Source organism: Streptomyces sp. NPDC006197, from assembly GCF_040613865.1.
Classification (GTDB): domain Bacteria; phylum Actinomycetota; class Actinomycetes; order Streptomycetales; family Streptomycetaceae; genus Streptomyces.
On the sequence record NZ_JBEXSZ010000023.1, the window covers coordinates 18,668 to 43,206 of the forward strand.

At 73.5% G+C, this 24,539-nt stretch carries 25 protein-coding genes; 12 read left to right on the forward strand and 13 right to left on the reverse strand.

Going from position 1 to position 24,539, the window contains the following annotated elements; genetic code table 11:
- The first annotated feature begins 19 nt into the window (after window positions 1–19).
- On the forward strand, window positions 20–904 hold the full coding sequence (locus tag ABZ318_RS10125; RefSeq protein WP_356902012.1) for a S1 family peptidase: 885 nt from the start codon (window positions 20–22) through the stop codon (window positions 902–904).
- A 77-nt stretch (window positions 905–981) separates the two neighbouring features.
- Here the strand turns inward: ABZ318_RS10125 and ABZ318_RS10130 are convergent, their stop codons facing one another.
- Window positions 982–2,019, reverse strand: coding sequence for an ABC transporter permease (locus ABZ318_RS10130; RefSeq protein ID WP_356902013.1), 1,038 nt, complete (start codon window positions 2,017–2,019; stop codon window positions 982–984).
- A 217-nt stretch (window positions 2,020–2,236) separates the two neighbouring features.
- Here ABZ318_RS10130 and ABZ318_RS10135 point away from each other — a divergent pair, with 217 nt between their 5' ends.
- On the forward strand, window positions 2,237–3,106 hold the full coding sequence (locus tag ABZ318_RS10135) for an alpha/beta fold hydrolase (RefSeq protein ID WP_356902014.1): 870 nt from the start codon (window positions 2,237–2,239) through the stop codon (window positions 3,104–3,106).
- Here the strand turns inward: ABZ318_RS10135 and ABZ318_RS10140 are convergent.
- Both ABZ318_RS10140 and ABZ318_RS10145 read right to left on the reverse strand, forming a co-directional pair.
- On the reverse strand, window positions 3,103–3,906 hold the full coding sequence (locus tag ABZ318_RS10140) for a lytic polysaccharide monooxygenase (RefSeq protein ID WP_356902015.1): 804 nt from the start codon (window positions 3,904–3,906) through the stop codon (window positions 3,103–3,105). The two genes, ABZ318_RS10135 and ABZ318_RS10140, sit on opposite strands and share 4 nt — an antisense overlap.
- Before the next feature lie 141 nt (window positions 3,907–4,047).
- Window positions 4,048–4,716 (reverse strand): response regulator, encoded by a 669-nt coding sequence (locus ABZ318_RS10145; RefSeq protein ID WP_356902016.1) that lies wholly within the window; start codon window positions 4,714–4,716, stop codon window positions 4,048–4,050.
- 133 nt (window positions 4,717–4,849) lie between these two features.
- On the opposite strand from ABZ318_RS10145, the gene ABZ318_RS10150 reads away from it, so the two are divergent.
- From ABZ318_RS10150 to ABZ318_RS10165, 4 genes are all read left to right on the forward strand, one after another.
- Window positions 4,850–5,833, forward strand: coding sequence for a tripartite tricarboxylate transporter substrate binding protein (locus ABZ318_RS10150; RefSeq protein ID WP_356902017.1), 984 nt, complete (start codon window positions 4,850–4,852; stop codon window positions 5,831–5,833).
- Window positions 5,830–6,336 (forward strand): tripartite tricarboxylate transporter TctB family protein, encoded by a 507-nt coding sequence (locus ABZ318_RS10155; RefSeq protein ID WP_356902018.1) that lies wholly within the window; start codon window positions 5,830–5,832, stop codon window positions 6,334–6,336. Before ABZ318_RS10150 ends, ABZ318_RS10155 begins: the two co-directional genes overlap by 4 nt.
- 3 nt (window positions 6,337–6,339) lie before the next feature.
- A complete protein-coding gene (locus tag ABZ318_RS10160; protein ID WP_356902019.1) occupies window positions 6,340–7,830 on the forward strand; it encodes a tripartite tricarboxylate transporter permease in 1,491 nt (496 codons plus the stop codon).
- Between the two features lie 142 nt (window positions 7,831–7,972).
- Window positions 7,973–8,383 (forward strand): DUF6299 family protein, encoded by a 411-nt coding sequence (locus tag ABZ318_RS10165; protein ID WP_356902020.1) that lies wholly within the window; start codon window positions 7,973–7,975, stop codon window positions 8,381–8,383.
- A 19-nt stretch (window positions 8,384–8,402) separates the two neighbouring features.
- Here the strand turns inward: ABZ318_RS10165 and ABZ318_RS10170 are convergent, their stop codons facing one another.
- Together ABZ318_RS10170 and ABZ318_RS10175 are read right to left on the reverse strand one after the other, a co-directional pair.
- The gene (locus ABZ318_RS10170; RefSeq protein WP_356902021.1) at window positions 8,403–8,888 is read right to left on the reverse strand and encodes a DUF402 domain-containing protein; all 486 of its coding nucleotides are present in this window, start codon (window positions 8,886–8,888) and stop codon (window positions 8,403–8,405) included.
- On the reverse strand, window positions 8,869–9,792 hold the full coding sequence (locus ABZ318_RS10175; RefSeq protein ID WP_356902022.1) for a GNAT family N-acetyltransferase: 924 nt from the start codon (window positions 9,790–9,792) through the stop codon (window positions 8,869–8,871). Before ABZ318_RS10175 ends, ABZ318_RS10170 begins: the two co-directional genes overlap by 20 nt.
- A gap of 74 nt (window positions 9,793–9,866) precedes the next feature.
- Here ABZ318_RS10175 and ABZ318_RS10180 point away from each other — a divergent pair, with 74 nt between their 5' ends.
- A complete protein-coding gene (locus ABZ318_RS10180) occupies window positions 9,867–10,241 on the forward strand; it encodes a GntR family transcriptional regulator (RefSeq protein ID WP_123450784.1) in 375 nt (124 codons plus the stop codon).
- An 88-nt stretch (window positions 10,242–10,329) separates the two neighbouring features.
- Here ABZ318_RS10180 and ABZ318_RS10185 read toward each other — a convergent pair whose 3' ends face one another.
- On the reverse strand, window positions 10,330–11,430 hold the full coding sequence (locus ABZ318_RS10185; RefSeq protein ID WP_356902023.1) for a DUF5925 domain-containing protein: 1,101 nt from the start codon (window positions 11,428–11,430) through the stop codon (window positions 10,330–10,332).
- A gap of 211 nt (window positions 11,431–11,641) precedes the next feature.
- Between ABZ318_RS10185 and ABZ318_RS10190 the strand changes: the two genes are divergently transcribed.
- A complete protein-coding gene (locus ABZ318_RS10190) occupies window positions 11,642–12,448 on the forward strand; it encodes an SGNH/GDSL hydrolase family protein (RefSeq protein WP_356902024.1) in 807 nt (268 codons plus the stop codon).
- On the opposite strand, the gene ABZ318_RS10195 is transcribed toward ABZ318_RS10190, so the two are convergent.
- Complete coding sequence (locus tag ABZ318_RS10195; protein ID WP_356902025.1) at window positions 12,432–13,397, reverse strand: protein kinase; 966 nt, start codon at window positions 13,395–13,397, stop codon at window positions 12,432–12,434. The genes ABZ318_RS10190 and ABZ318_RS10195 overlap by 17 nt on opposite strands.
- A gap of 321 nt (window positions 13,398–13,718) precedes the next feature.
- Between ABZ318_RS10195 and ABZ318_RS10200 the strand changes: the two genes are divergently transcribed.
- A complete protein-coding gene (locus ABZ318_RS10200; RefSeq protein ID WP_116161802.1) occupies window positions 13,719–13,991 on the forward strand; it encodes a hypothetical protein in 273 nt (90 codons plus the stop codon).
- A 105-nt stretch (window positions 13,992–14,096) separates the two neighbouring features.
- Here ABZ318_RS10200 and ABZ318_RS10205 read toward each other — a convergent pair whose 3' ends face one another.
- The 3 genes from ABZ318_RS10205 to ABZ318_RS10215 form a co-directional block, all read right to left on the reverse strand.
- Window positions 14,097–15,290: a CaiB/BaiF CoA-transferase family protein gene (locus ABZ318_RS10205; RefSeq protein ID WP_356902026.1), complete on the reverse strand. Its 1,194-nt coding sequence runs from the start codon at window positions 15,288–15,290 to the stop codon at window positions 14,097–14,099.
- Between the two features lie 97 nt (window positions 15,291–15,387).
- Window positions 15,388–16,164 carry an ABC transporter permease gene (locus ABZ318_RS10210; protein WP_356902027.1) on the reverse strand — a complete coding sequence of 259 codons (777 nt, stop codon included), beginning with the start codon at window positions 16,162–16,164 and terminating at the stop codon, window positions 15,388–15,390.
- Entirely contained in the window at window positions 16,161–17,099 is a 939-nt protein-coding gene (locus ABZ318_RS10215; RefSeq protein WP_356902028.1) for an ATP-binding cassette domain-containing protein, read from the reverse strand. The genes ABZ318_RS10210 and ABZ318_RS10215 overlap by 4 nt, the downstream gene beginning before the upstream one ends.
- A gap of 62 nt (window positions 17,100–17,161) precedes the next feature.
- Here ABZ318_RS10215 and ABZ318_RS10220 point away from each other — a divergent pair, with 62 nt between their 5' ends.
- Window positions 17,162–17,884 carry a TetR/AcrR family transcriptional regulator gene (locus tag ABZ318_RS10220; RefSeq protein ID WP_356902029.1) on the forward strand — a complete coding sequence of 241 codons (723 nt, stop codon included), beginning with the start codon at window positions 17,162–17,164 and terminating at the stop codon, window positions 17,882–17,884.
- A 6-nt stretch (window positions 17,885–17,890) separates the two neighbouring features.
- Here ABZ318_RS10220 and ABZ318_RS10225 read toward each other — a convergent pair whose 3' ends face one another.
- From ABZ318_RS10225 to hmgA, 3 genes are all read right to left on the reverse strand, one after another.
- Window positions 17,891–19,111, reverse strand: coding sequence for a type ISP restriction/modification enzyme (locus ABZ318_RS10225; RefSeq protein WP_356902030.1), 1,221 nt, complete (start codon window positions 19,109–19,111; stop codon window positions 17,891–17,893).
- Between the two features lie 101 nt (window positions 19,112–19,212).
- A complete protein-coding gene (locus tag ABZ318_RS10230; RefSeq protein WP_356902031.1) occupies window positions 19,213–19,962 on the reverse strand; it encodes a GntR family transcriptional regulator in 750 nt (249 codons plus the stop codon).
- A gap of 40 nt (window positions 19,963–20,002) precedes the next feature.
- The gene (gene hmgA / locus ABZ318_RS10235; protein ID WP_356902032.1) at window positions 20,003–21,316 is read right to left on the reverse strand and encodes a homogentisate 1,2-dioxygenase; all 1,314 of its coding nucleotides are present in this window, start codon (window positions 21,314–21,316) and stop codon (window positions 20,003–20,005) included.
- A 149-nt stretch (window positions 21,317–21,465) separates the two neighbouring features.
- Between hmgA and ABZ318_RS10240 the strand changes: the two genes are divergently transcribed.
- A complete protein-coding gene (locus ABZ318_RS10240; protein ID WP_356902033.1) occupies window positions 21,466–22,188 on the forward strand; it encodes a TetR/AcrR family transcriptional regulator in 723 nt (240 codons plus the stop codon).
- Between the two features lie 75 nt (window positions 22,189–22,263).
- Window positions 22,264–24,504, forward strand: a complete 2,241-nt coding sequence (locus ABZ318_RS10245) for a molybdopterin-dependent oxidoreductase (RefSeq protein ID WP_356902034.1) — start codon at window positions 22,264–22,266, stop codon at window positions 24,502–24,504.
- Window positions 24,505–24,539: the final 35 nt, after the last annotated feature.

The following is a 24,539-nucleotide window of genomic DNA, read 5'->3' on the forward strand; positions in this document are numbered from 1 at the left end:
ACCCAGGAGGAACGAGACCATGCGCACCACCCCCACGAAGAAGTTCCGGCTGCTCGCCCTCACCGCCGGCCTCGTCGCCGCCGCCGCGACGCTCGGCGTCCCCACCGCCAGCGCCGACCCGGCCCAGACGTTCAGCGCCACCCAGCTCTCCGCCGCGAGCGACGCCGTCCTCGCCGCCGACGTGGCCGGCACCGCCTGGCGCGTCGACACCGCCACCGGCAAGGTCGTCGTCACCGCCGACTCCACCGTCTCCCAGGCCGAGATCGCGAAGATCAAGCACCAGGCCGGCACCAACGCGGGTGCGCTGCGCATCGAGCGCACCCCCGGCACGTTCAACAAGCTGATCTCCGGCGGCGACGCCATCTACGCGAGCAGCTGGCGCTGCTCGCTCGGCTTCAACGTCAAGGACGGCGCGGGGAACTACTACTTCCTCACCGCCGGCCACTGCACCGACGGCGCGGGCACCTGGTGGTCCAACTCGTCCCACTCCACCGTGCTCGGCTCCACGGCCGGGTCGAGCTTCCCGACCAACGACTACGGCATCGTGCGCTACACCAACACCTCGATCACCAAGTCCGGCACGGTCGGCAGCGTCGACATCACCAGCGCCGCCAACGCCACCGTCGGCATGTCCGTCACCCGCCGCGGCTCCACCACCGGCATCCACGGCGGCACGGTGACCGGCCTGAACGCCACCGTGAACTACGGCGGCGGCGACATCGTCTACGGCATGATCCAGACCAACGTCTGCGCCGAGCCCGGCGACTCCGGCGGCCCGCTCTACTCGGGCAGCCGGGCGATCGGTCTCACCTCGGGCGGCAGCGGCAACTGCTCCTCGGGCGGGACGACCTTCTTCCAGCCCGTGACGGAGGCGCTGAGCGCGTACGGGGTGAACGTGTACTGACCCCGGACCGGGCCGATTCCCGGTCCGGGCACGCCGGAGGCCCCCCGCTGCCGCGGGGGGCCTCCGGTCCGTGTGCCCTACAGGCGGACCTCGCCCACCTCCGAGGCGATCGGCTCCGCCGCCGGCGTCCGCTTCACCGAGGACAGCACCAGGGTGACGGCCGCGCCGACGACCGCCCAGACCGACAGGACCACCATCGAGGCGGTCATGCCGTTGCCCTTGAAGTACGCGATCGAGCGCGCCGCCCAGGTGCCCGCGCCCGGCGGCAGGTACGGGCCGATCGCGCTCCAGAACGGCGGCAGCATCGGCAGCGGGAAGGCGCCGCCCGCGCTCGGGTTGCCCGCGATCACGATGAGCAGGATCGCCAGGCCGATGCCGACGATCCCGAACACCGCCTGCAGGGCGAGGGTGGCGGCGCCCACCGCGAAGACCACCAGGGTGCCCAGGCCCCACAGGGCCGCGATGCTGCCGGGCAGGGCGCCGAGGACCGGGCCGACGATGATCGCGCCGCCGAGACCGCCGAGGGCCGAGTAGAGCGCCAGGACCCCGAGGCGGATGATCGCGCGCTCCCGGTTGGCGGGCCGGGAGCCCGCGCTGATCGCCAGGATCGCGGCGCAGATGTAGCCGCCGACGCACCAGCCGATGACCAGGTAGAAGGCGGAGAGTCCGTTGAAGTCCCGGGAGGAGGCGGGGGTCACGTCGACGGTCCGCACGCGGCGCTGGTCGGCCGCCTCCAGCTTCGTCGTCATCGCCTCCAGGGTCGCGGCGAGCACCTTGCCGCCGCCGGAGGCGACGAGCAGGGTGTCGGTGCGGCCCCGCGGGTCGACGACGAGGGCGCCGTCGATGTCCCGGTCCAGGATCTGCTTCCGCGCCTCGGCCTCGTTCTCGACCGCGCGCGGGTCGAGGGGATCGCCGGGCAGCTGCGCCAGCCGTTCCGTCAGGGCGGGGGAGAGCTGCTGGGGGGCGACGACGCCGAAGGGGACGTCCGTGGGCTTCGGACTGTGCAGGGCGCCGACGTACGAGGTGATGAACAGGAGTTGAAGGGCGAAGACGCCGACGACGAGCAGGGCGGCTCGGGGGGTGACGGCGCTTTTCAGTTCATCGACGAGACTCATGCCCCCACGCTCCGGGGCCGGAGGCGTTCCCGCAGGCGGGTGGGGGCCGAATGGCTGACCGTCCCGGTCGTCGTACGGACACGGGACTTTTTACCGACGCGTAACTTCCCAGCCAGGCTACCCGTGCGTAGCTTGGCTGGAGAGCATCCCCACTTGTGGTCCGGGCCGCAGGGCACAGCACCCCCACCTTCCCCTTGAGCCGCAAGGAGATCGCCCGATGCTGCCCCCGAAGTCCTGGAAGCGCGCCGTCAGAGCGCTGTCCGTGCTCTTCCTGACCGCCGCCGCCACCCTCGCCCCCACCGCCGCCGCCCAGGCCGCCACCGCCCCCAGCCGTGGCTGGAACGACTTCACCTGCAAGCCCTCCGCCGCGCACCCCCGCCCCGTCGTCCTCGTCCACGGCACCTTCGGCAACTCGTGGGACAACTGGCTCGCCCTCGCGCCCTACCTGGTCGACCGGGGCTACTGCGTCTTCTCGCTGGACTACGGCCAGCTGCCGGGCGTGCCCCTCTTCAACGGACTCGGCCCCATCGCCGCGTCCGCCGGGCAGCTCGACAGCTACGTCGACCGCGTCCTCGCCGCCACCGGCGCCCCCGAGGCCGACCTCGTCGGACACTCCCAGGGCGGCATGATGCCCCGCTGGTACCTCAAGTTCCTCGGCGGGGCCGAGAAGGTGAACGCCCTCGTCGGCATCGCCCCCGACAACCACGGCACCACCCTGCTCGGCCTCACCAAGCTCCTGCCGTACTTCCCCGGGGCCGAGGACGTCATCAGCTCCGCCACCCCCGGCCTCGCCGACCAGGTCGCCGGCTCGGCCTTCATCACCAAGCTCAACGAGGGCGGCGACACCGTGCCGGGCGTCCGCTACCACGTCATCGCGACCCGGTACGACGAGGTCGTCACCCCCTACCGCTCCCAGTTCCTGACCGGACCGAACGTCACCAACGTCCTCATCCAGGACAAGTGCGCGCTCGACCTCTCCGAGCACGTGGCGATCGGCACGGTGGACCGGGTCACCTTCCACGAGGTGGCCAACGCCCTCGACCCGGCCCACGCGACCCCGACCACCTGCCTCTCGGCGATCGGCTAGCCCCGGGCCCGCCGCCGGACCGTCCCGAAGAGCACCGCCGCACCGAGCGCGAGCACGGCGGCGCCACCGACCGCGAGATACGGGGTGGCGCCGCCGCCCGTCTCCGCCAGCTCCACCCCGGAACCCGAACCGGCGTCGGGCGCGGGAGCACTCGGCGCGGGGGCCGTACCGCCGTCGTCCGCCCCGAACACCACGTCCGAGCAGGTGTAGAACGCCTCGGGGGAGTCGGAGCGCTGCCAGATCGAGTAGACGAGATGGCGACCGGACTTCTTCGGCACGTTCCCCCGGAACACGTAGTCGCCGTTCGACATCCCCGGGTCGGTCACCGTCACGAACGGCTCGTCCTCCAGGTCCGACCACTTCAGCGGCTTCGACGGGTCGTACCCGTCCTTCGTCACGTACAGCGCGAACGAGCCCTTGTGCGGGGCGGTCCCCTTGTAACGGAAGGTGTGCGCACCGGACTTCATGCTGCTCGCCGGCCAGTCGGCCCGCGCCAGATCGAGCCCCCGGTACTTGTCGTTCCCCGCGCTGCACAACTCGCCGTCCGGGATCAGGTCCCGGTGCTTCCCGGCGGCGTTCGCGATGTTCACCCCGTTCCAGTCGTAGAACGCCTGCGCCCCACCCGCCGCCACCGCCGCCTTGCACGCCGCCGACCTCGGCGCCTCGGGCCCCTCCGCGTAACAGGCCGCGACCCGGCTCACGGGGTCGGTCATCGACCCGTGCGCGGAAGCGGGCCCGACGGCGAGCCCGGACAGGACCAGAGCGGCGGTGAGGGACGTGGCCGTACGGCGTGAGGTCATGGGGAGACAACTCCTTCACGAGGATGGCGCGGGGTTGCCGAGGAAACTAGCCGCTCGAATCCGCGAAGAAGCCGCCGAAGAGCGGCGGGCGGCGATCCTTAGGACCGCGTTAAGGCGGACGAAAGAAGCACCTGAGGAACGTCACCCAAGCCGTCGGTAGCGGCGTTCCGGGCGGCCCGTGCCGCCGTAGCGGAGGGTGACCTCCGCGCGGCCCGTCTCCGCGAAGTACTCCAGGTAGCGGCGGGCGCTCACCCGGGACAGGGAGCCCGCTTCGGCGCACTCCGAGGCCGACAGGCCCTCGGGGTGGGCCCGCAGGACGGAGTCGACCAGGTCGGCCGTGTGCGCCGCGAGGCCCTTCGGGAGCTCGCGGGAGCCGCGGGGGCGGGAGCCGAAGATCCGGTCCACGTCCTCCTGACGGGCCTCGTCCAGTTCGTCGAGGCGATGGCGCAGCGCCGCCACGTGCCGCAACTGCTCGTGCAGCGCCGCCGGGGTGAACGGCTTGATCAGGTAGTGCAGGGCCCCGGCGCGCAGCGCCGAGCGGATCGTGCCCACGTCCCGCGCCGCCGTGATGAAGAGCGCGTCCATGCCCAGACCGGCCGCGCGCAGCTCCCGCAGCACCCGGACGCCGTCCATGTCGGGCAGGAAGACGTCCAGGAGGACGAGGTCGGGACGGAGGCGCTCGGCCGCGCGGAGCGCCTCGGCGCCACTGTGCGCGACCCCCGCCACGGTGAAGCCCGCCACCGCCGACACGTAGCGGCAGTGCAGCTTGGCGACCATGAAGTCGTCGTCCACGACCAGCACCTTCGTCACGCCGACCCACGCTAGGTCCCGACCACAACGACCACAACGTCCGTTGGTTGCGGAAGGGAGACAGCTTCCTCACGCGAGGGCAACATGTGGGCCACCTCACACCCCCATCCCTCCTGCTCGAGAGGCGGCACACGTGCGGTTGCGCACCCCCTTCGCCCTCCTCGGGGCGGCTCTCCTGGTGCTCGTGGGCCCGCCCCTGCTCAGCCCGGGCACCGGCTCCGACACCGGCACCGCGATACCCGGCCTGCGCTTCATGGTCCCCAACACCCCCGGCGGCGGATACGACATCACCGCCCGCACCGCGGCCAAGAACGCCGAGGAAGCCGGCCTCACCGGCGACGTCGAGGTCTTCAACCTGCCCGGCGCGGGCGGCACCGTCGGCCTCACCCGGCTCGTCAGCGAGCGCGGCAACGGCCGCCTCGCCATGTCCATGGGCCTCGGCGTCGTCGGCGCCGTCCACACCAACAAGACGCCCAGGACCCTCGCCGACACCACCCCGATCGCCCGGCTCACCGAGGAGCAGGACATCGTCGTGGTCGGCAAGCACTCCCCGTACAAGACGATCCAGGAGCTGCTCGCCGCCTGGAAGAAGGACCCCGGGAAGCTGCCCGTCGGCGGCGGCTCCTCGCCCGGCGGCCCCGACCACCTCGCCCCGATGCTGATGGCGCAGGCCGCCGGGATCGCGCCGAAGGACGTCAACTACGTGCCCTTCGACGGCGGCGGCGAACTCCTCGCCTCCATCCTCGGCGACAAGGTCGGCTTCGGCGTCTCCGGAGTCGGCGAGTACCTCGACCAGATCAAGGCGGGGGAACTGCGCCTGCTCGCCGTCACCGGCCCCGAGCGGGTCCCCGGCCTCGACGCCCCCACGCTCCGCGAGGCCGGCCTCGACACCGAGTTCACCAACTGGCGCGGCATCGTCGCCCCGCCCGGCCTCTCCGACGCCGAGCGCGAGAAGCTCGTCGCCCTCGTGACCGAGCTGCACGGCTCCCCCCAGTGGCGCGAGTCGCTGAGGACCCACGGCTGGGACGACGCCTTCCTGCCCGGCACGGAGTTCGGCACCTTCCTCACCGAGCAGGACCGGCGGGTCGGCTCCGTCCTCAAGGAGCTCGGCCTGTGAACACCACGCTCAAGAGCCTGCTGCGCGGGCGGTCCGAACTCGGCGTCGGCGCCCTCCTGTTCCTCCTCGGCGTCCTCGTCCTCACCGACGCCCTCACCCTCGACGCCGATGTCGCCGGCCGCGGTCCCGTCGGACCCGCGACCGTCCCCCTCGTCGTCGGCTGCGGCCTCCTCGTCGTCGCCGTCCTCCTCACCGTCGACGTGCTGCGCGGCGGCCGGGGAGAGGCCGAGGGCGGCGAGGACGTCGACCTGACGGAACCCGCCGACTGGCGCACCGTCCTGCTCCTCGCCGGCGTCTTCCTCGCCTTCGCCGTCCTCATCGGCCCCCTCGGGTTCCCGATCGCCGGCGCCCTCCTCTTCTGGGGCGCGGCCCACGCCCTCGGCAGCCGGCACCTCCACCGCGACCCGCTGATCGCGGCCGCCCTCTCGCTCCTCACCTACGCCGTCTTCGACAAGCTGCTGGGCGTCCCGCTGCCCGGCGGCCCGCTGATGGGAGTGATCTGACCCGTGGATTCCCTGAACTCCCTCATCGACGGCTTCGGGACCGCCCTCACCCCGATGAACCTGCTGTGGGCCGCCATCGGCGTGCTCCTCGGCACCGCCATCGGCGTCCTGCCCGGCATCGGCCCCGCCATGGCCGTCGCCCTGCTGCTCCCGGTGACCTACGGACTCGAACCGACCGGCGCGTTCATCATGTTCGCCGGCATCTACTACGGCGCCATGTTCGGCGGCTCCACCACCTCGATCCTCCTCAACACCCCCGGTGAGAGCGCGGCCGTCGTCGCCGCCATCGAGGGCAACCCGATGGCCAAGGCCGGACGCGGCGCACAGGCCCTCGCGGCCGCCGCCATCGGCCACTTCGCCGGCGGCATGATCGGCACGATCCTGCTCGTCGTCCTCGCCCCGACCGTTGCCGCGCTCGCCGTCGGCATCGGCGCCCCCGACTACCTCGCCCTCATGGTCCTCGCCTTCATCGCGGTGACCTCCGTCCTCGGCTCCTCCCGCGTCCGCGGCCTCGCCTCGCTGCTCGTCGGCCTCACCGTCGGACTGGTCGGCCTCGACCAGATGACCGGTCAGCAGCGCCTCACCTTCGGCTCGCTCCAGCTCGCCGACGGCATCGACGTCGTCATCGTCGCCGTCGGCCTCTTCGCGATCGGCGAGGCCCTCTGGGTCGCCGCGCACCTGCGCCGGGCGCCGGGGGAGGCCATCCCGGTCGGCCGCCCCTGGCTCGGCGGCGACGACCTCAGGCGCACCTGGAAGTCCTGGCTGCGCGGCCCGCTCATCGGCTTCCCGTTCGGCGCGATCCCGGCCGGCGGCGCGGAGATCCCGACCTTCCTCTCGTACGTCACGGAGAAGCGGCTCTCGAAGCACAAGGACCAGTTCGGCAAGGGGGCCATCGAGGGCGTGGCCGGACCCGAGTCCGCGGCCTCGGCCTCCGCCGCCGGCACGCTCGTCTCCATGCTGACCCTCGGGCTGCCCACGACCGCGGTCGCCGCCGTGATGCTGGCCGCGTTCCAGCAGTACGGCATCCAGCCCGGCCCGCTGCTCTTCGAGCGGGAACCCGAGCTCGTGTGGGGCCTCATCGCCTCGCTGTTCGTCGGCATGGTGCTGCTGCTCGCGCTCAACCTGCCGCTCGCCCCCGTCTGGGCCAGGCTGCTGCGCATCCCGCGCCCGTACCTGTACGCCGGCATCCTCTTCTTCGCCGCCGTCGGCGCCTACGCGGTGGGCGGGGAGGCGCTCGACCTGGTCGTGCTGCTCGTCATCGGCCTGATCGGCCTCGGGATGCGACGCTACGGCCTTCCGGTGCTGCCGGCCGTCATCGGCGTCATCCTCGGCCCGGCCGCCGAGCAGCAGCTGCGCCGCGCCCTCCAGATCAGCGACGGCTCCCTGACGGGCCTGGTGAACACCCCGTTCTCGGTCACCGTCTACGCGGTCGTCCTCGTGCTGCTCGCCTGGCCGCTGGTGAGGAGGGCGACCGGCCGCCGGGCGCCGGCCTGAGACACGCGCGGGAGGACCGTACGACCGTATGTGCGGCGATCGGACCAACTCGCCCCTGATGGGGTGAGATTCGGACGGCCGGCGACCTGATCCGGTATCCCTGGCGGGCAGCACCTTCCCCCACCCCGAAAGGACCCCGCCCATGCGCGTCCGACTCGTCCTCACCGCCGCGGCCCTGCTCACCGCCGCCGTCGCCCCCCTCGCCCACGCGAGAGGGGCCGACGGCCTGACCGTCGACGAGTACGGCACGATCGGCGCCGACAGCACGGTCACCGTGTCCGGCACGTACCGCTGCCTCGACGACAGCGAAGGCCCCGTCTTCGTCAGCTCCACCCTCAAGCAGGGGAGCCGTTCCACCGGCATCGGCGGCACCCGGGCCGTCTGCGACGGCCACCTCCACACGTGGACCAACAGCGCCGTCGTGAAGGAGCCCGCCTACCGTCCGGGCGCCGCCCGGGTGGAGGCCACCCTCGTGCAGCTCACGGCCGGCGCGTCGGGCCTGCCGCTGCCGGGCTTCCTCGCCACCGAGCAGGCGGACGTCGAACTGCGCTGAGAGGTCCGAAGGACATGCCTCAGGCCTGATGCAGCAGGTCGAGCAGGCCCTCCCGGCCGAGCAGCTCCAGCTCGTCGAGGGCCACCACGGCACGGGCCGCCGCCTCCGGGTCGGAGGCGGCGAGACCGCTCGCCGCGAACTCGTCCTCGTCGAGCCGCAGCACCTCGCTGCCGTCCGCCGACACCCACAGGTCCAGGTCCAGGTCCTCGACCACCACCCCGGAGCCGTCGATCACGGCGGGCCGGGTGACGTCGCAGTACCAGCCCTTCAGGGCGCCGTCGGCCGACCACACCTCCTTGACGGTGAACCAGCGGTCGCGCCAGTAGTGCTCCACGAACACGTCACCGGGCTCGAACCGCACGAAGCCGAAGTCCCGTACCCCCTCGGCCGCCCACGGGGCCCGCACCGAGAGCCGGGCGTCCTCCTCCGTCAGCACCTCGGCCGGGTAACGGATCTTGGTCCGGCCCGCCTTCGTCAGGGTGATCTCAACCGACCGTCCGGACATGCCTTACCTCCGTCGCGCAGACCTCGTAGCCGAACCACTTGTTGATCGCCAGCATCGGCCCGTTGCCGGCGTCGTTGCTCGTGAACGCCTCCCCGCAGCCCGCGGCCCTGGCCCGGTGCAGCGAGGCGGTCTTGGCGAGCTTCGCGAGCCCGCGGCCCCGGAACGCCGGCGCGGTGCCCGTCATCCCGGAGCAGTACCGGCCCAGACCGTCCGTCTGCGCCGCGCTGAACGCCGCCGGCACCCCGTCCACCACCGCGACCGTCGTCAGCGCCCGGTCGAACAGCGGATGTTCCCAGATGGTCTCCCGCCAGTGCGCGTAGTCGTCCAGCTCCGCGCCCACGTCCCCCGGCTCGTCCGCCGTCGTCACCGCGTCCAGCTCGAACAACGGCCGGGGATCGGCCGCGAAGTCCTCGGCCGTGCGCAGCTCGACCCCGGACGGAGGGTCCTGGAGCGGCGGCAGCTCGGCGGTCGTCAGGTCGAGCCGGAGGAAGTGCGCGGAGCGGCTGGGCGCGTAACCGCGCCGCTCGGCCCACGCGCGGTTGGCCGGCTCGTCCAGGACCCAGCTGTACAGCGTCCGCGCGCCCCGCTCCACGAGGTGCTCCTCGGCGGCGCGCAGCAGCAGCGTCCCCGCGCCGAGCCCCAGGTGCGCGGGGTCCACGTACACGTTGACGGAGCCGATCCCGGGCTCCGGGGCGTCGTGGGCGATCCTCAGCTGCGCGGTCCCGATGATCGCGCCGTCCCCGGTCACGGCGACCAGCGGGCGGTTGTGGGCGTCGGGGTGGGCGTGCGCCCAGTCGAAGGCGACCTGCTCGGCGGTCGCGAGCATGAAGGGGAGCGCTGCCCGGCGCACCCGGGCGAAGCCCTCGGCGTCCTGGGCCCGTACATCACGGACGATCACAGTCATGGGGCGGCACGCTACGGGCACGGGACGCACCACCGCCTCCCATTTTCCGGTGGGGTGGGGGCAGAATCGGCCGGGTGACACTCACCATCGCTGTGGACCACGGATCCACCACCGCTCCCTACGAACAACTGCGTGCCCAGATCTCGGAGCGGGCCCGGTCGGGCAGACTGCCGGTCGGATACAAGCTGCCGACGGTACGGGGGCTCGCGGAGCAGTTGGGCCTCGCCGCGAACACGGTCGCCAAGGCGTACAAGGCCCTGGAGGCGGACGGAGTCATCGAGACGCGCGGGCGCCACGGCACCTTCGTCGCCGCCGCCGGTGACGCGGCGACCCGCCGGGCCGCCACCGCCGCCGCCCAGTACGTCGAGGAGGCCCGCCGCCTGGGGCTCAGCCGCGAGGCCGCGGAGGCGGCGCTGAACGAGGCCCTGCGGGCGGCGTACGACGGCTGACGCGTCCGCACGCGTCACGGACGAAGGGCAACCCCCTGCGGGCGGGGACGCGTCGGTGCGCCACGGGCGGCCGACGCGTCCGCATCCGCTACAGGTACAGGCCCGCCCCCGCCGTGCGGGGTTCCGGGAGGCCCGCCGAGGGCGTGCCGCGGCGCAGCGCGAACAGCTCCGCCAGCGTCGCGCCCTCGCGCGGCACGCCCTCCTCGCGGCCGAGCCACTCCACCGACTCGGCCCGGCTCAGCGGTCCGACCTCGATGCGGGCCAGGCAGCGGCCCGGGCGGACCACCGCCGGATGCAGCCGCTCCAGGTCCTCGTTGGTGGTGACCCCGACCAGGACGTTGCGCCCCTGGCCGAGCAGCCCGTCCGTCAGGTTGAGCAGCCGTGACAGGGCCTGCCCCGCCGTGTGCTTCGCCCCGCCCCGGATCAGCTCGTCGCAGTCCTCCAGGAGCAGCAGCCGCCAGCGCTCCTTCGACGTGCCGTCGTCCTCGCCGATGGCGATGTCCATCAGGTAGCCGATGTCGTTGAAGAGCCGCTCGGGGTCGAGCACGCAGTCCACCTGGCACCAGTCCTGCCACGCCCGGGCCAGCGTCCGCAGCGCCGAGGTCTTGCCCGTGCCGGGCGGGCCGTGCAGCAGCAGGAGCCGGCCGGTGACGTCCTCCGGGGTCACCTTCATCAGGCCGTCCATCGCGTCGGCCACCGACGCCGAGTAGTTGGGCCGGACCTCCTCCCAGGTCCCGGCGCTGATCCGGCGGGTCATGCGCCGCGGGCCGCGCTGCGGGGCCACGTACCAGAAGCCCATCGTCACGTCCTCGGGCTCCGGCTCCGGTTCGTCCTTCGCCCCCTCCGTGGCCTCGGCGAGGATCCGCTTCGCCAGTTCCGGGTCGGTCGCCGTGACGGTCACGTCCGCGCGCCGGTTCCAGCGGGAGGAGAGGATCGTCCAGCCCTCGCCCTCGGCGAGCACCGCACTGCGGTCGTCGTCCCGCGCCGCCCGCAGCACCCTGGCCCCCTCCGGGAGCAGCGTCGCGTCGGGCTTGGCCCGGTCCAGGGTGGTGCTGTGCGCGTGCGGCTGCTCGCCGGTCGCGAAGCGGTCGAGGAACAGCGCGTCCAGGACGTCCCCCGGGGAGTCGCTGTCGTCGAGGTTGACGACGACGGGCAGTGAGGCGGGCGGTGCGGACGGGGTGTCAGACATGCGCCCATGATCAGGCAACCGGCGGGGCCGCGCACCGGGTTTTGCGGCCGTCACGGCGTCGGTCGCCCCGCTTCCCCAAGTGGCTTGATATCGACTGTTCCTGACGGAGGGCCGGAAGGCGTTCACCCCCACTTTTGACATGAACACTTCCGGCGGGGCGGATCCGATGCTACTACCTGGTAACGCAGAGATCCTGCTACAGGGAGGTTCCATGAGACTGTCCCGTTTTGCCGCTCTCTCGTCCTCACTCCTGCTCGGTGCCGTCCTCGCCCTCACCGGGGCGGGCGCGGCCCAGGCCGCCGACACCGCCGCACTCGACTACGTGGCCCTGGGGGACTCGTACTCCTCCGGCGTCGGCGCCGGGAGTTACGACAGCGCCAGCGGCGACTGCAAGCGCTCCACGAAGGCGTACCCGGTCCTGTGGAAGAACGCGAACGCCCCCTCCTCCTTCGCCTTCACCGCCTGCTCCGGCGCCCGAACGGGTGATGTGACCGCGAATCAGCTCGGACCCCTCTCGGCCGCCACGGACCTGGTGTCCATCACGATCGGGGGAAATGACGCCGGTTTCGCCGACGTCATGACGACGTGTGTGCTGCAGTCCGAATCCACCTGCATCAACCGCGTGAATCAGGCCAAGGCCTACGTCGACACCACGCTCCCCGGCAAGCTCGACTCCGTCTACAACGCCATCAGCAGCAAGGCACCCGCCGCCCATGTCGTCGTCCTCGGCTACCCGCGCTTCTACCAGCTGAGCGGCAGCTGCGTCGCCGGCCTGAGCGAGAACGAGCGCAGCGCCATCAACAACGCCTCCGACTACCTCAACGCGGCCACCGCCAAGCGCGCGGCCGACCACGGCTTCACCTTCGCCGGCGTCGTCCCCGCCTTCACCGGGCACGAGATCTGCTCGGGCTCCGCCTGGCTCCACAGCGTCAACTGGCTCAACATCGGCGAGTCGTACCACCCGACCGCCGCCGGACAGTCCGGCGGCTACCTGCCCACCCTCAACGGGGCGCTGTAGCCGGCCCGCCGGTGCCCGTGGTGCCGGGCCCCGTCGGAGCGGTGCTCGTGACACCGCCCGGCCCCGGCCCGGTGCCCGGTCCGTCGTCCCGTACCGCCTGATACACCAGCGCACCCGCGAGCAGCAGCGCCCCGACGATCCCGGCCACCAGGACGGGCCCCCGGCGGGGCGCCGTCCGTGGCGGGCCCGACGGCCGGGCCGGCGCCGGCGACGCCCCGGCCCGTGTGCCGGTGTCGTCGTCGCCACGGCCGGTCCGGGGCGGGACGGAGGCCTCGACCGGCTCCGCCTCCGTCCTCGGCGTGCCGCCCGAGGCCACCCGGCGCAGCTCGCGCTCGACCTGATCGGCCGTCACGGCGGGCTCCTCGCCCGTCAGCTCGTCGATCACGGCTCCCAGCGGCCCGGACCGGTCGTCCGCCGCCGCCTCCAGGAGCGTCCCCAGGCAGCGCAGGTCCGCCCCGGGGCCCGTGGAGTCGTCCGGCGCGCCGCCGAAGCCGGTGACGACGACCCGCCCGTCGTTCGCGAGGAGCACCTGCCCGGGTTCCACCCCCCGGTGCGGCACGCCCGCCTCCCGGGCGGCCCGCAGGCCGGCGAGGACCTCGGCGCCGACGCGCGCGGCCTCGCGCGCGGGCAGCGGGCCGTCCGCGTCGAGGGTCTCGGCGAGGGTGAGGCCGCGGACGAGTTCCGTCACGACCCAGGGCCGGCCGTCCTCGGTGACCACGCCGAGGACCCGTACGACGGAGGGGTGGGAGATCCGCGCGGCGGCCCGCGCCTCGCGCTCCCGTCGCGCGTACAGCAGGGGGACCTCGTCGGCCGGCAGTCCGGCCGGGGCGCGGAACTCCTTGACCGCCACCTCGTGGCGGTCGGTCTCGTCCAGGGCGCGCCAGACGGTGCCCGTCGCCCCCTCGGCGAGGACGTCGAGCAGCCGGTAACGACCCGCGATCACCGTCATGGATCCACGGTAGCCGAGGGGCGTCCTCCCGGCTCCGGTCCTGCGCGGGTCCCGTGCGGGGCGGTCCGGACGATCTTGGTGGTGGAGATCACACCCGTCCTCGTGCCCGCGGGCGACGGTCCGGAGTGCAGGATGGTTCGTGATGGTTCGGCAGGTGTTCGAGTGCTGTCCAACTCGCCCTGGAATCAGATGTATTCGGACAGTCACCGTCAACCCCCGTACGAGTGCGGTGAATCCCGCCGCCGGGATACACGGGTGTCACGATGGAGCGATAGGGTTAACCTGCCCGGGCCGGGTGCCCTTGTACGGGTGGGGAGTGACATGGAACAGATAGCAATGCGCAGCAGGCCGCGAGTGCCTGCCATCACCTGCGGAAGCAGTGCGACCAGTTCGCGGCTCGACCGCCATCTCGCGGTGCTCGGCGGCCCCGCCGTGCCCCAGCGCGAAGTGGCCGAGGCGACGCTGCTCATGCGGGAACTGACGACGCGTACGCGTGAGGTGCCGGTGCACAGCCACCGCAGCCGCAGCGCGCGAGTCTCGCTCTTCGCCCCGCTCCGCCGCCTGCGCCGCTCGCTCTTCGGCACGCGCCACTAGCCCGGACGGCCCCGACCGCGACCCCGCCGGACGTGTCCCCGCCCGTCCGGCGTTCCGTCGTGCCCGGGGCCTGCCCGGCACCCGGAGGACCCGCCCCGCTCCCCGTCAGGCGATCACCCCCGCGTCCCGCAGCTCCTTCACCTCCGCCTCCGGCACCCCGAGCTCGGCGAGCACCTCGTCCGTGTCCTGTCCGAGAGCCGGGATCCGGTCCATCCGCGGCTCCGGCGCGTCCGGGAACACGATCGGCGGCAGCAGCGCCCGCAGCGGCCCCACCGGGGACTCCACCTCCCGCCACCGGTCACGCGCCGTCAGCTGCGGGTGATCCGCCAGCTCCGCGACCGAGTTGAGCCGGGCGCAGGCGATGCCCGCCGCGTCCAGCCGCGCCAGCGCCTCGGCCGCCGTCAGCGGGGCGAGCGCCGTCGCGACCACCGCGTCCGTCGCCGCACGCCCCGCCACCCGCGCCGTGTTCGTGGCGAACGCCGGGTCGTCGGCCAGCTCGGGCCGGCCGAGGACCCGCTCGGCGAGCCGCCGCCACTCCCGGTCGTTCTGCACGGAGAGCAGGACGAGACCGTCCACCGTCGGATAGGCGTCGTACGGGGCGATCACCGCGTGCGCGAGCCCCGTGCGCGCCGGGGCCGCGCCCCCGTGCATCCCGTGGTGCAGCGGATGTCCCATCCACTCGGCCAGCGAGTCGAGCAGGGAGACCTCCACCGGACCGCCCCGGCCGGTCGTGCCGCGCCGGACGAGGGCGGCGAGGACACCGGAGAAGGCGTACATCCCGGCGGCGATGTCGGCGGCCGGGATCCCCGACTTGACGGGCTGCTCGGGGGTGCCGGTCACCGACACCAGGCCCGCCTCGCACTGCACGAGCATGTCGTAGGCCCGCTTGTGCGCGTACGGCCCCCGCGCCCCGTACCCCGAGACGTCCACCGCGATCAGCCACGGGTGCGCCGCGCACAGGGTGGCGGCGTCGAGACCGAGGCGGGCCGCCGCGCCCTGCGCCAGGTTCTGCACGAAGACGTCGGCGCCGGCCACCATCCGCCGGACGAGCGCCAGGCCCCGCGGGTCCTTGAGGTCGACCGCCACCGACTCCTTGCCGCGGTTGCACCACACGAAGTGGGAGGCGAGGCCCCGGGCCGCCGTGTCGTACCCCCGGGCGAAGTCCCCGCCGTCGGGGCGCTCGATCTTGACGACGCGGGCGCCCAGGTCGGCGAGCTGCCGGGTGGCGAAGGGCGCGGCGACGGCCTGCTCGACGGCGACGACCGTGACCCCGGAGAGGGGGAGTGGCTGAGTGCTCATGACCGCCCTGCCTACCGTGCCGGGGCGGTCCTTGTCACCAGGGTCCTCGTCACGTGGGGTCTCGTCGTCCGGGGCGGGCCCCCGTGGTCGGACCGCGTCACCCCCGGGCGTACCGGCGCACCGCGAGCGGGGCGAAGACGGCGACGAGGCCGAGCGACCAGAGCAGCGCGCCCGCGACCGGGTGGGCCACCGGCCAGGCCGCGTCCGCCGGGACCGGTGCGTTGCCGAACAGCTCGCGCACCGCCGTGGTGACCGCCGAGAGGGGGTTCCACTCGGAGACCGTCCGCAGCCAGGCGGGCATCCCGTCGGTCGGGATGTAAGCGTTGGAGAGCAGCGGCAGCATGAAGGCGGCGCTGCCCAGCTGCCCGGCCGCCTCCTCGCTCTTCGAGACCAGGCCGAGCAGGATGCCGACCCAGGTCGTCGCGAAGCGGAAGAGGAGCAGCAGGGCGAAGCCGCCCAGGGCCTCGGGGAGCGTGCCCTCGATCCGCCAGCCCATGGCGAGGCCGACCAGGATCAGCGGGACGGTGCCGGCCGCGCTCGCGAGCAGGTCGGCGAGGGCCTGCCCGAGGGGGACGGCGGCCCGGCTCACGGGCAGGGTCCGGAAGCGGTCCATGACGCCCCGGTGGGAGTCCTGCGCGGCCTGGAGCATGCCGGTCATCAGCCCGCCCGCCGCCGTCGCCACCAGCATGCCGGGCACCAGGAAGGCCCGGTACTCGGCCCCGGGGACGGCGAGCGCGCTGCCGAGGACGTACCCGAAGAAGAGCAGGAAGACGATCGGCATCGTCTGGGTCATGACCGTGATCGCGGGCGCGTGCCCGATCCGCCGGAGGTGGCGGCCGAGGACGGCGGTCCCGTCGTGCACGAGGGCGCTCACGCGACGAGCTCCTTCCGGTCGGTGAGGCGGAGGAACACCTCGTCGAGGGTGGGCGGGCGCAGGGAGGCGTCGACGAGGTGGACCCCGGCCGCGTCGATCTCGCGGACGATCCGGGGGAGGGTGAGCGTGGTGTCCGTGGTCACCGCGCCCACCGTGCGCCGCTCGGCGTCCAGGACCGGCGCCGAACCGGTCAGCTGGTCGAGGACGCCCGCGGCCGCTTCGAGGGACGACGGGTCGGCGACGACGACCTCGGCGTAGCTGCCGACGAGCGCCTTCAGTTCGGCCGGGGTGCCGCGCTGCGCGGCCCGCCCCTCGTCGATCAGCACGATGTCGTCGGCGAGCCGGTCGGCCTCCTCCAGGTACTGAGTGGTCAGCAGCACGGTCGTGCCCTGGTCCGCCAACTCCCGTACGGCGTCCCAGATCCCGTTGCGGCTGTGGGGGTCGAGGCCGGTCGTGGGCTCGTCGAGGAAGAGCACCCGCGGAGGCACGATCAGGCTCGCGGCCAGGTCGAGGCGGCGCCGCATGCCGCCGGAGTAGGTCCGGGCGGGCCGGCCCGCCGCCGCGGCCAGGCCGAACCGCTCCAGGAGCTCGTCGGCGCGGGAGCGCGGGGCGCGCAGGAGCCGGGCGAAGAGCCGCAGGTTCTCGGCGCCCGTGAGGTCGCCGTCGACCGAGGCGTACTGCCCGGTGACCGCGATCCGCTCGCGGACCCCCGCAGGGTCGCGCACCACGTCGCGGCCCGCGACCAGCGCGCTGCCCGCGTCGGGCGCGACCAGGGTGGTGAGGACGCGGACGGCGGTGGTCTTGCCGGCGCCGTTGGGTCCGAGGACGCCGCAGACCGTGCCCTCGGGGACGGCGAGGTCGAGGCCGCGGAGGGCGTGGACGTCGCCGTAACGCTTCCGCAGGCCTTCACTAAGTACAGCGTACGTAGTCGTCATGGCGCGACCATACCCCACTACGTACGGCGTACGTAACTAAGATGGGGGCGAGGTGATGATCCATGGCGGGCCGAGCGGCCGAACCGGAAGTGATCTGGACGCGGCCCGAGCGCACGGGACGCGGCCCGAAACCGGCCTACAGTCGGCGGGACATCGTGGACGCGGCCGTCCGCATCGCCGACGCCGACGGCATCGAGGCGGTCTCCATGCGCCGCGTCGCCGCCGAACTCGGCTGCGGCACCATGTCGCTCTACAATTACGTCCCCCGCAAGGAGGACCTGTACGAGCTGATGGTCGACGCGGTCAGCGGCGAGTACGATCTCTCCGGGGAGCCCAGCGGCGACTGGCGCGCCGACATGACCGCGATCGCCCACCAGAGCCGCGCGATCATGTACCGCCACCCCTGGCTGGCCCGGGTGATGACCACCGCCTACGGCTTCAGCCCCAACGCCCTGCGCTTCCTGGAGTGGTGCCTCGGCTGCCTCGCCCCCCTGGAGCAGCCCGCCGGGCTCAAGATGCAGCTGATCGCCATGGTCAACGGCACGGTCATGGCCACCGTCGCCAACGAGCAGGCCATCGCCGAACGGGCCCGCGGACTGCCCTGGTCCGAGGAGGAGGAGCAGGCGGTGCGCGGCGCCTACCTCATGGGGCAGATGGCGAGCGGCCGGTACCCGCACCTCGCCGCCCTGCTCGCCGAGGCCCCCGCCGCTCCCGTCGACGCGGACGAGATCTTCGCCATGACCATCGCCCGCCTCCTGGAGTCCTTCGCACCGGACGGCGGCTGAGGACGCTCAGAGGAGCATGAACTGCCCCTCCGGGCCCTCCTCCTGATGGTCGAGGACGGAGGCGGGGCGGCGGGACCGGGCCGGTGCGGGAAGGATCCCGGCCGCGGCGAGGTCCGCCCGGCCGATGCCTCCGGCCGCTCCGGCGGCCAGCGCCGCGCGCTCCGGCTCCCGGGCCCCGAGCAGCGCGAGCACCGTGACCAGGTCGAGCAGCTCCGAGGTCCACTCCTGCGGCCAGGCGGCCGGCCCGATCGCCTTCAGGGAGCCGGGCTCCGCCGGGGCCGTCCGGTGCGCGAACCACTGCTCCAGGACCCGCACCCCGCCGACCCGGTACTCCCAGGCCTCCGCCGGCACGGGGGAGATCCGGCCCCCGCCGAGAGCGAGCGTCTCGCCCTCGGAGTCGTACGCCATCGTCGTCGGCCGCGCCGGGACCGCCGCCCGCACGTAGGGCCGCCGCCCACCCGGCAGCCGGGGCCTCGTCCCGCTCAGGGCGCCGCGCACCTGCACGTCGGCGAGCTCCCGGCCGAGCGCCACGCCCGCCGCCCACACCTCCGGGTCCCCGGGCAGCGGGACGCGGCACCCGGCGGGGGAGGGGAGCGCCGCCGCCACCGTCCACGCCAGCCAGTCACGGGCGTCGACCTCCCGCCCGTACCGCTCGCCGAGGAAGTCCAGGAGACCGGGCGCGAGATTGGGCTCCCGGCCCCCGGGGCGCCGGAACAGCGGCCGGATGCGGCCCGGGCGGCCCGCCGGGGAGCGGCCCTCCGGCAGCGCCGCCGTCACCAGGAGCGCGGGACCGGCCGCCCCCGGCACGTACCCCTGCTCGACGGCGAAGAGCTGCGGCTCCCCGGCGACCCGCCACAGCTCCGGGCGGGCGGTGTCGATCAGCCGGTGGTCCGGCAGCAGCCACTGCTCGTCGAACGGCCCGTGCGCCACCCGCACCGGCTCCGGGCACGGCCCCGCCTCGCGCGCGAAGCGCGTGGTGCCGGTCCGCTGCCCGGGCAGCGCGCCCACCGCGCTCGCCGGGGTCCGCGCCCGGCTCGGCCGGAACAGCGCTTCCCGCTCGGCGCCCTCGGCGGCCACGAGCCGGTCCCAGCGGGTCCGCAGGGTGCGGGCGTCGGGGGCGACGATCCATGACCGCCCGAACCGCAGCGGGGCCACGGACCACGGCATCAGCTCGTCGAGGAGGGGCGGGGCGTCGTCCGCGCGGGGGGCTTCCGTCACGCCCCGCATGCTAACGACCGCCCTCCGTGGGCTTCCACCGTCCGTGCGCCTCCACCGTCCGCGCGTTTCGACGGCCGGTGCGTTTCTCGACGGGCGGTGGGCTTCGGGGGTCAGTGCGCTTCGACCGTGACCGTGAAGGAGAAGCGGTCGCCGCGGTAGCGGATGCGGGCCACGTCGACGACCCGGCCGTCCTCGTCGTAGGTCACGCCCGTGTAGTGGAGGATCGGGGAGAGCAGCGGGACCTGGAGCAGGGCCGCCGTCTCCGGGTCCGCGAGACGGGCCTCGACCGTGTCCGTGATGCGGCTGATCCGCACCCCGACCACGTCCCGCAGCACCTTCGTCATCGGCCAGCGCTCCAGATCGGCCGGGTCGATCGCGGCGGCGAGCTCGGGCCGCACCGCGTTCTCCGCCCAGTTGGTCGGCTCGCCGCTCTCCCCGTCGCTGCGCAGCCGCCGGTACGCCATGACCTCCGGCACGTCCGGGAAGTGCTCCGCGAGCTCCCCGGGCACCGGCTGGGTGCCGTGCCCGAGGATCGTCGTCCGCTCGCCCGACTGCTGGGCCACGATCGCGTCGATCGAGCCGAGCAGCCGGCGCGGCGTGGACCGCCGGGCGCCCGGCTCGATGAAGGTGCCGCGCCGCCGGTGCCGGCTGATCAGGCCCTCCTCCTCCAGTTCCTTGAGGGCCTGGCGCATGGTCAGCACGCTCACGCCGTAGTGGGCCGCGAGCTGCTCCTCGGTGGGCAGCCGCAGCGAGGCGTCGGACGTGCGGCCCAGTATCGAGGCGCGCAGCGACTGCGAGACCTGGTACCAGAGCGGCAGCTTGCGGTTCAGGACCAGCGAGTCGGGAGCGAAGGCGGTCACGGGTTCTCCGTACGAAGGCTACGGGCTTACGGCCGAGACATTACGGCCGGAAGTGGCGCTCAAGACCCTGCCATACGTCGTCGTATCCCTTCTGCAGGTGGTCGGCGCCCGCCGCCTGCGGGGTCGTGGTCACCGGCCAGCGGGTCTCGAACATGAACGCGAGGCCGTCGTCGATCTTCTGCGGCTTCAGCTCGGCGGCGCTGGCCCTGTCGAAGGTCTCCCGGTCGGGGCCGTGCGCGGACATCATGTTGTGCAGCGAGCCGCCGCCGGGCACGAAGCCCTCCGCTTTGGCGTCGTACGCGCCCTCGATGAGGCCCATGTACTCGCTCATCACGTTCCGGTGGAAGTACGGCGGGCGGAAGGTGTCCTCGCCGACCAGCCAGCGCGGGGCGAAGACCACGAAGTCGACGCCCGCGAGCCCCGGGGTGTCGGAGGGGGAGGTGAGGACGGTGAAGATCGACGGGTCGGGGTGGTCGTAGGAGATCGTCCCGATGACGTTGAAGCGGCGCAGGTCGTAGACGTACGGGGTGTGGTTGCCGTGCCAGGCGACGACGTCCAGCGGCGAGTGGCCGTACGTCGCCGACCAGAGGTTGCCGCAGTACTTGTTGACCACCTCGACCGGGCCCTCGACGTCCTCGTAGGCGGCGACCGGGGCGCGGAAGTCACGGGCGTTGGCGAGACCGTTCGCGCCGATCGGGCCGAGGTCCGGGAGCTGGAACGGGGCGCCGTAGTTCTCGCAGACGTACCCCCGGGCTGTCTCGTCGAGGAGCTCGACGCGGAAGCGGACGCCGCGCGGGATCAGCGCCACCTCGCCCGGGTGCGCGGCGAGCAGGCCCAGCTCGGTGCGGAGGAGGAGGCCGCCGCGCTCCGGGACGATCAGCAGCTCGCCGTCGGCGTCGCCGAAGACCCGCTCCATGGAGGCGTTGGCGTGGTAGAGGTGCACGGCCATGCCGGTGCGCTGGGTCGCGTCGCCGTTGCCGCCGAGGGTCCACAGGCCGGCCAGCCAGTCGGTGCCCGGCGCCGGCTCGGGCAGCGGGTTCCAGCGCAGCCGGTTCGGGTCGGGCACGGTCTCAGTGAAGGGGGCGCCGGTGAGGGTGCCGTTGTCGGTCCGGGTGAACGGCGGGTGCGCGGCCGAGGGACGGATCCGGTAGAGCCAGGAGCGGCGGTTGTGGGACCGCGGCTCGGTGAAGGCGCTTCCGCTGAGCTGCTCGGCATAGAGGCCGAGGGGTGCGCGCTGCGGCGAGTTACGGCCGTCCGGCAGTGCGCCGGGGACCGCCTCCGAGCTGTGCTCGTTGCCGAAACCGGTGCTGTAGGTGAGCGCCTCGGCCGTCTTCCTGGCCTGCTCCGTGGTCATCGACCGCTCCTGTCCTGAGCCCGCAAGGGAATCCTATGTATGACCGTAGGATTCCGTGTGCCCCCGCGTCAATGGCCCCACGCGGATGATCGCGTGCCCTCTCGACGGCACCGTCCCGCTGATCGCCCGATCCGGACCGGAGCGGCATCATGGACCCCGTGTCCCAGACCCGCCCCCGAACCCAGCCGGCGCTCCGCCGCGCCCCCGTGCAGCAGCGCAGTGCCGAGCGGCTGGCCCGGATCCTCGACGCCTGTGCCGAACTCCTCGACGAGACCGGTTACGAGCAGTTGAGCACCCGCGCCGTCGCCACCCGCGCCGGCGTACCCATCGGCTCCGTGTACCGCTTCTTCGGCAACAAGCGGGCCATGGTCGCCGCCCTCGCCCACCGGAACCTCGACCGGTACGCCGAGCGGGTCTCGGAGCGGCTCGCCGAGGCGCCGATCCTCGACGCGCACGGCGCCATCGACGGCGTCCTCGACGAGTTCATCGAGATGAAGCGGACCGTCCCGGGGTTCGCGCTCGTCGACTTCGGCGTGCCCGCCGCCGCTCCCGGAGAAGCCGCGGCGGGCGGCCCGGTGGGCGGCCCGGCAGGCGGTGCGACGGGCGGTGCGACAGGCGGACCGGTCGACGGCCCGGCCGAGGCCGTCGTCGAGGACCCCAACCGGCTCGTCGCCGAACGGATCTGCGCGCTCCTCGCCACCCATCTGGGCCGCGCCGCCGACGAGGAGCTGCACCGGAAGGTGCTCGTCGGCGTCGAGACCGCCGACGCCCTGGTGCGACTGGCCTTCCGCGTGGACCCCGCCGGGGACCCGGCGCTCGTCGCCGAGACGCGGTGCCTGCTCCACGCCTATCTGGCGCCCTCGCTCTCCTGACCTTCCGCAGACCCCTCCCGCCCATGCCTACCGGTCGGTAGGCTCGGCGTCACCCGACGCACCCAGGGAGACGCCATGCCCACCGCCCTGCGCATCTGCCCCCTCTGCGAAGCGACCTGCGGACTCACCCTGACGCTCGACGGGAGCCGCGTCACCGGGGCGCGCGGCGACCGCGACGACGTCTTCAGCCAGGGGTTCATCTGTCCCAAGGGCGCTTCCTTCCCCGAGATCGACGCCGACCCCGACCGGCTCCGCACCCCCATGGTCCGCAAGGACGGCAGACTCCAGGAGGTCCCCTGGGCCGAGGCGTTCGACACGATCGCCGCCCGGATCCGCCCGATCGTCGAGGAACACGGGCCGGACTCCGTGGGGATCGTCCTGGGCAACCCCAACGTGCACACGATGGCCGGCGCCCTCTACCCGCCCCTGCTGATCGGCGCGCTGCGCACCCGGAACCTCTTCACCGCCTCCACGCTCGACCAGATGCCCAAGCACGTCTCCAGCGGCCTGCTCTTCGGAGACCCGCTCGCCGTCCCCGTGCCGGACCTGGACCGCACCGACCACCTGCTGGTCCTCGGAGCCAACCCGCTGGACTCCAACGGCAGCCTGTGCACCGCCCCCGACTTCCCCGGCAGGCTCAAGGCACTGCGCCGGCGCGGCGGCACCCTCACCGTCGTCGACCCCCGACGCACCCGCACCGCCCGCCTCGCCGACCGGCACGTCGCGATCCGCCCCGGCGCCGACGCACTGCTCCTCGCCGCCCTCGTCCACACCCTCTTCGACGAGGACCTCACCGACCTCGGCCCGCTCGCCGCCCATGTGGAGGGCGTCGAGGAAGTACGGACCGCGGTACGGGAGTTCAGTCCCGAGGCGGTCGCCGCCGCCTGCGACGTGGACGCGGACACCATCCGCACCCTCGCCCGGGAGCTCGCCGCCGCGCCCACCGCCGCCGTCTACGGGCGGATGGGCAGCTCCACCGTGGCGTACGGCAGCCTCGCCAACTGGCTCGTCGACGTCCTCAACGTCCTCACCGGCAACCTCGACCGGCCCGGCGGCGCGCTCTTCCCGCTCTCCGCCACCGCGCCCGCGCCCCGCCCCGCCGGCCCCGGCAGGGGCTTCGCCCTCGGGCGCCGGCACAGCAGGGTCTCGCACCACCCCGAGGTCAAGGGCGAGTTGCCGCTCGTCGCCCTCGCCGAGGAGATCGAGACGCCGGGGGAGGGGCGCATCCGCGCGGTGATCACCGTCGCCGCCAACCCCGTCCTCTCCGCCCCCGACGGGGACCGCCTCGACGCGGCCCTCGGTTCCCTCGACCTGATGGTCGCCGTCGACCCGTACCTCAACGAGACCACCCGCCACGCCGACGTCCTGCTGCCTCCGCCGCCGCCCTCCCGGAGCGCCCACTTCGACTTCGCCTTCAACTCCTTCGCCGTCCGCGACCAGGCCCGCTACACACCGGCGGCCGTCCCCCTCGAAGCGGACCGCATGGACGAGTGCGAGATCCACGCCCGGCTGATCCTCGCTGTGTCCGAGGGGGGTCCCCCCTGCTCGAGCGAAGCCGAGAGCTTGGGGGAGCACGGCGCGCCGCCGTCCGCCGTCGACGACCTCGCCATCGACACGACCCTCGCCAAGGCCGTGACGCAGGAGCACTCCCCGGCGTACGGCGCGGATCCCGAGGAGTTCGCCGCCCGGCTCTCCGGCACCACCGGAGCCGAGCGGCGGCTCGACCTGATGCTGCGGCTCGGGCCGTACGGCCTCACCCTCGACGAGCTGAAGGCACACCCGCACGGCATCGACCTCGGCCCGCTGAAGCCGCGCCTGCCGGCGCTCCTCAAGACCCGCAGCGGACGGATCGAGCTGTTCCCGGAGCCCCTCGCCGCCGACCTGCCCCGGCTGCGGGCCGCCCTCGACGCCGTACCGGAGCCGGGGACCCTCCAGCTCGTCGGGCGCAGGCACCTGCGCTCCAACAACAGCTGGCTGCACAACACCCCGGCCCTGGGCGGAGGTTCGAACCGCTGCACCCTCCAGGTGCACCCCGAGGACGCGGAGCGGCTGCGGCTGACCGACGGCGGGGTGGCGCGCGTGAAGGGGGAGGGCGGTGAGCTGGAGGTGCCGGTGGAGGTCACCGACGGCGTGCGGCCGGGCGTCGTCAGCCTCCCGCACGGCTGGGGCCACGACCGGCCGGGCACCCGGCTCGCCGTCGCCTCCGCCCGCCCCGGCGTCAACGTCAACCAACTGCTCGACGGGTCCCGGATCGACCCCCTGTCCGGGACGGCCGTCCTGAACGGCTTCCCCGTGGAGGTGTCGCCCCTCTCCTAGCCCCACTTCTCTGACCTGGGGTTTTGCTCGTATTG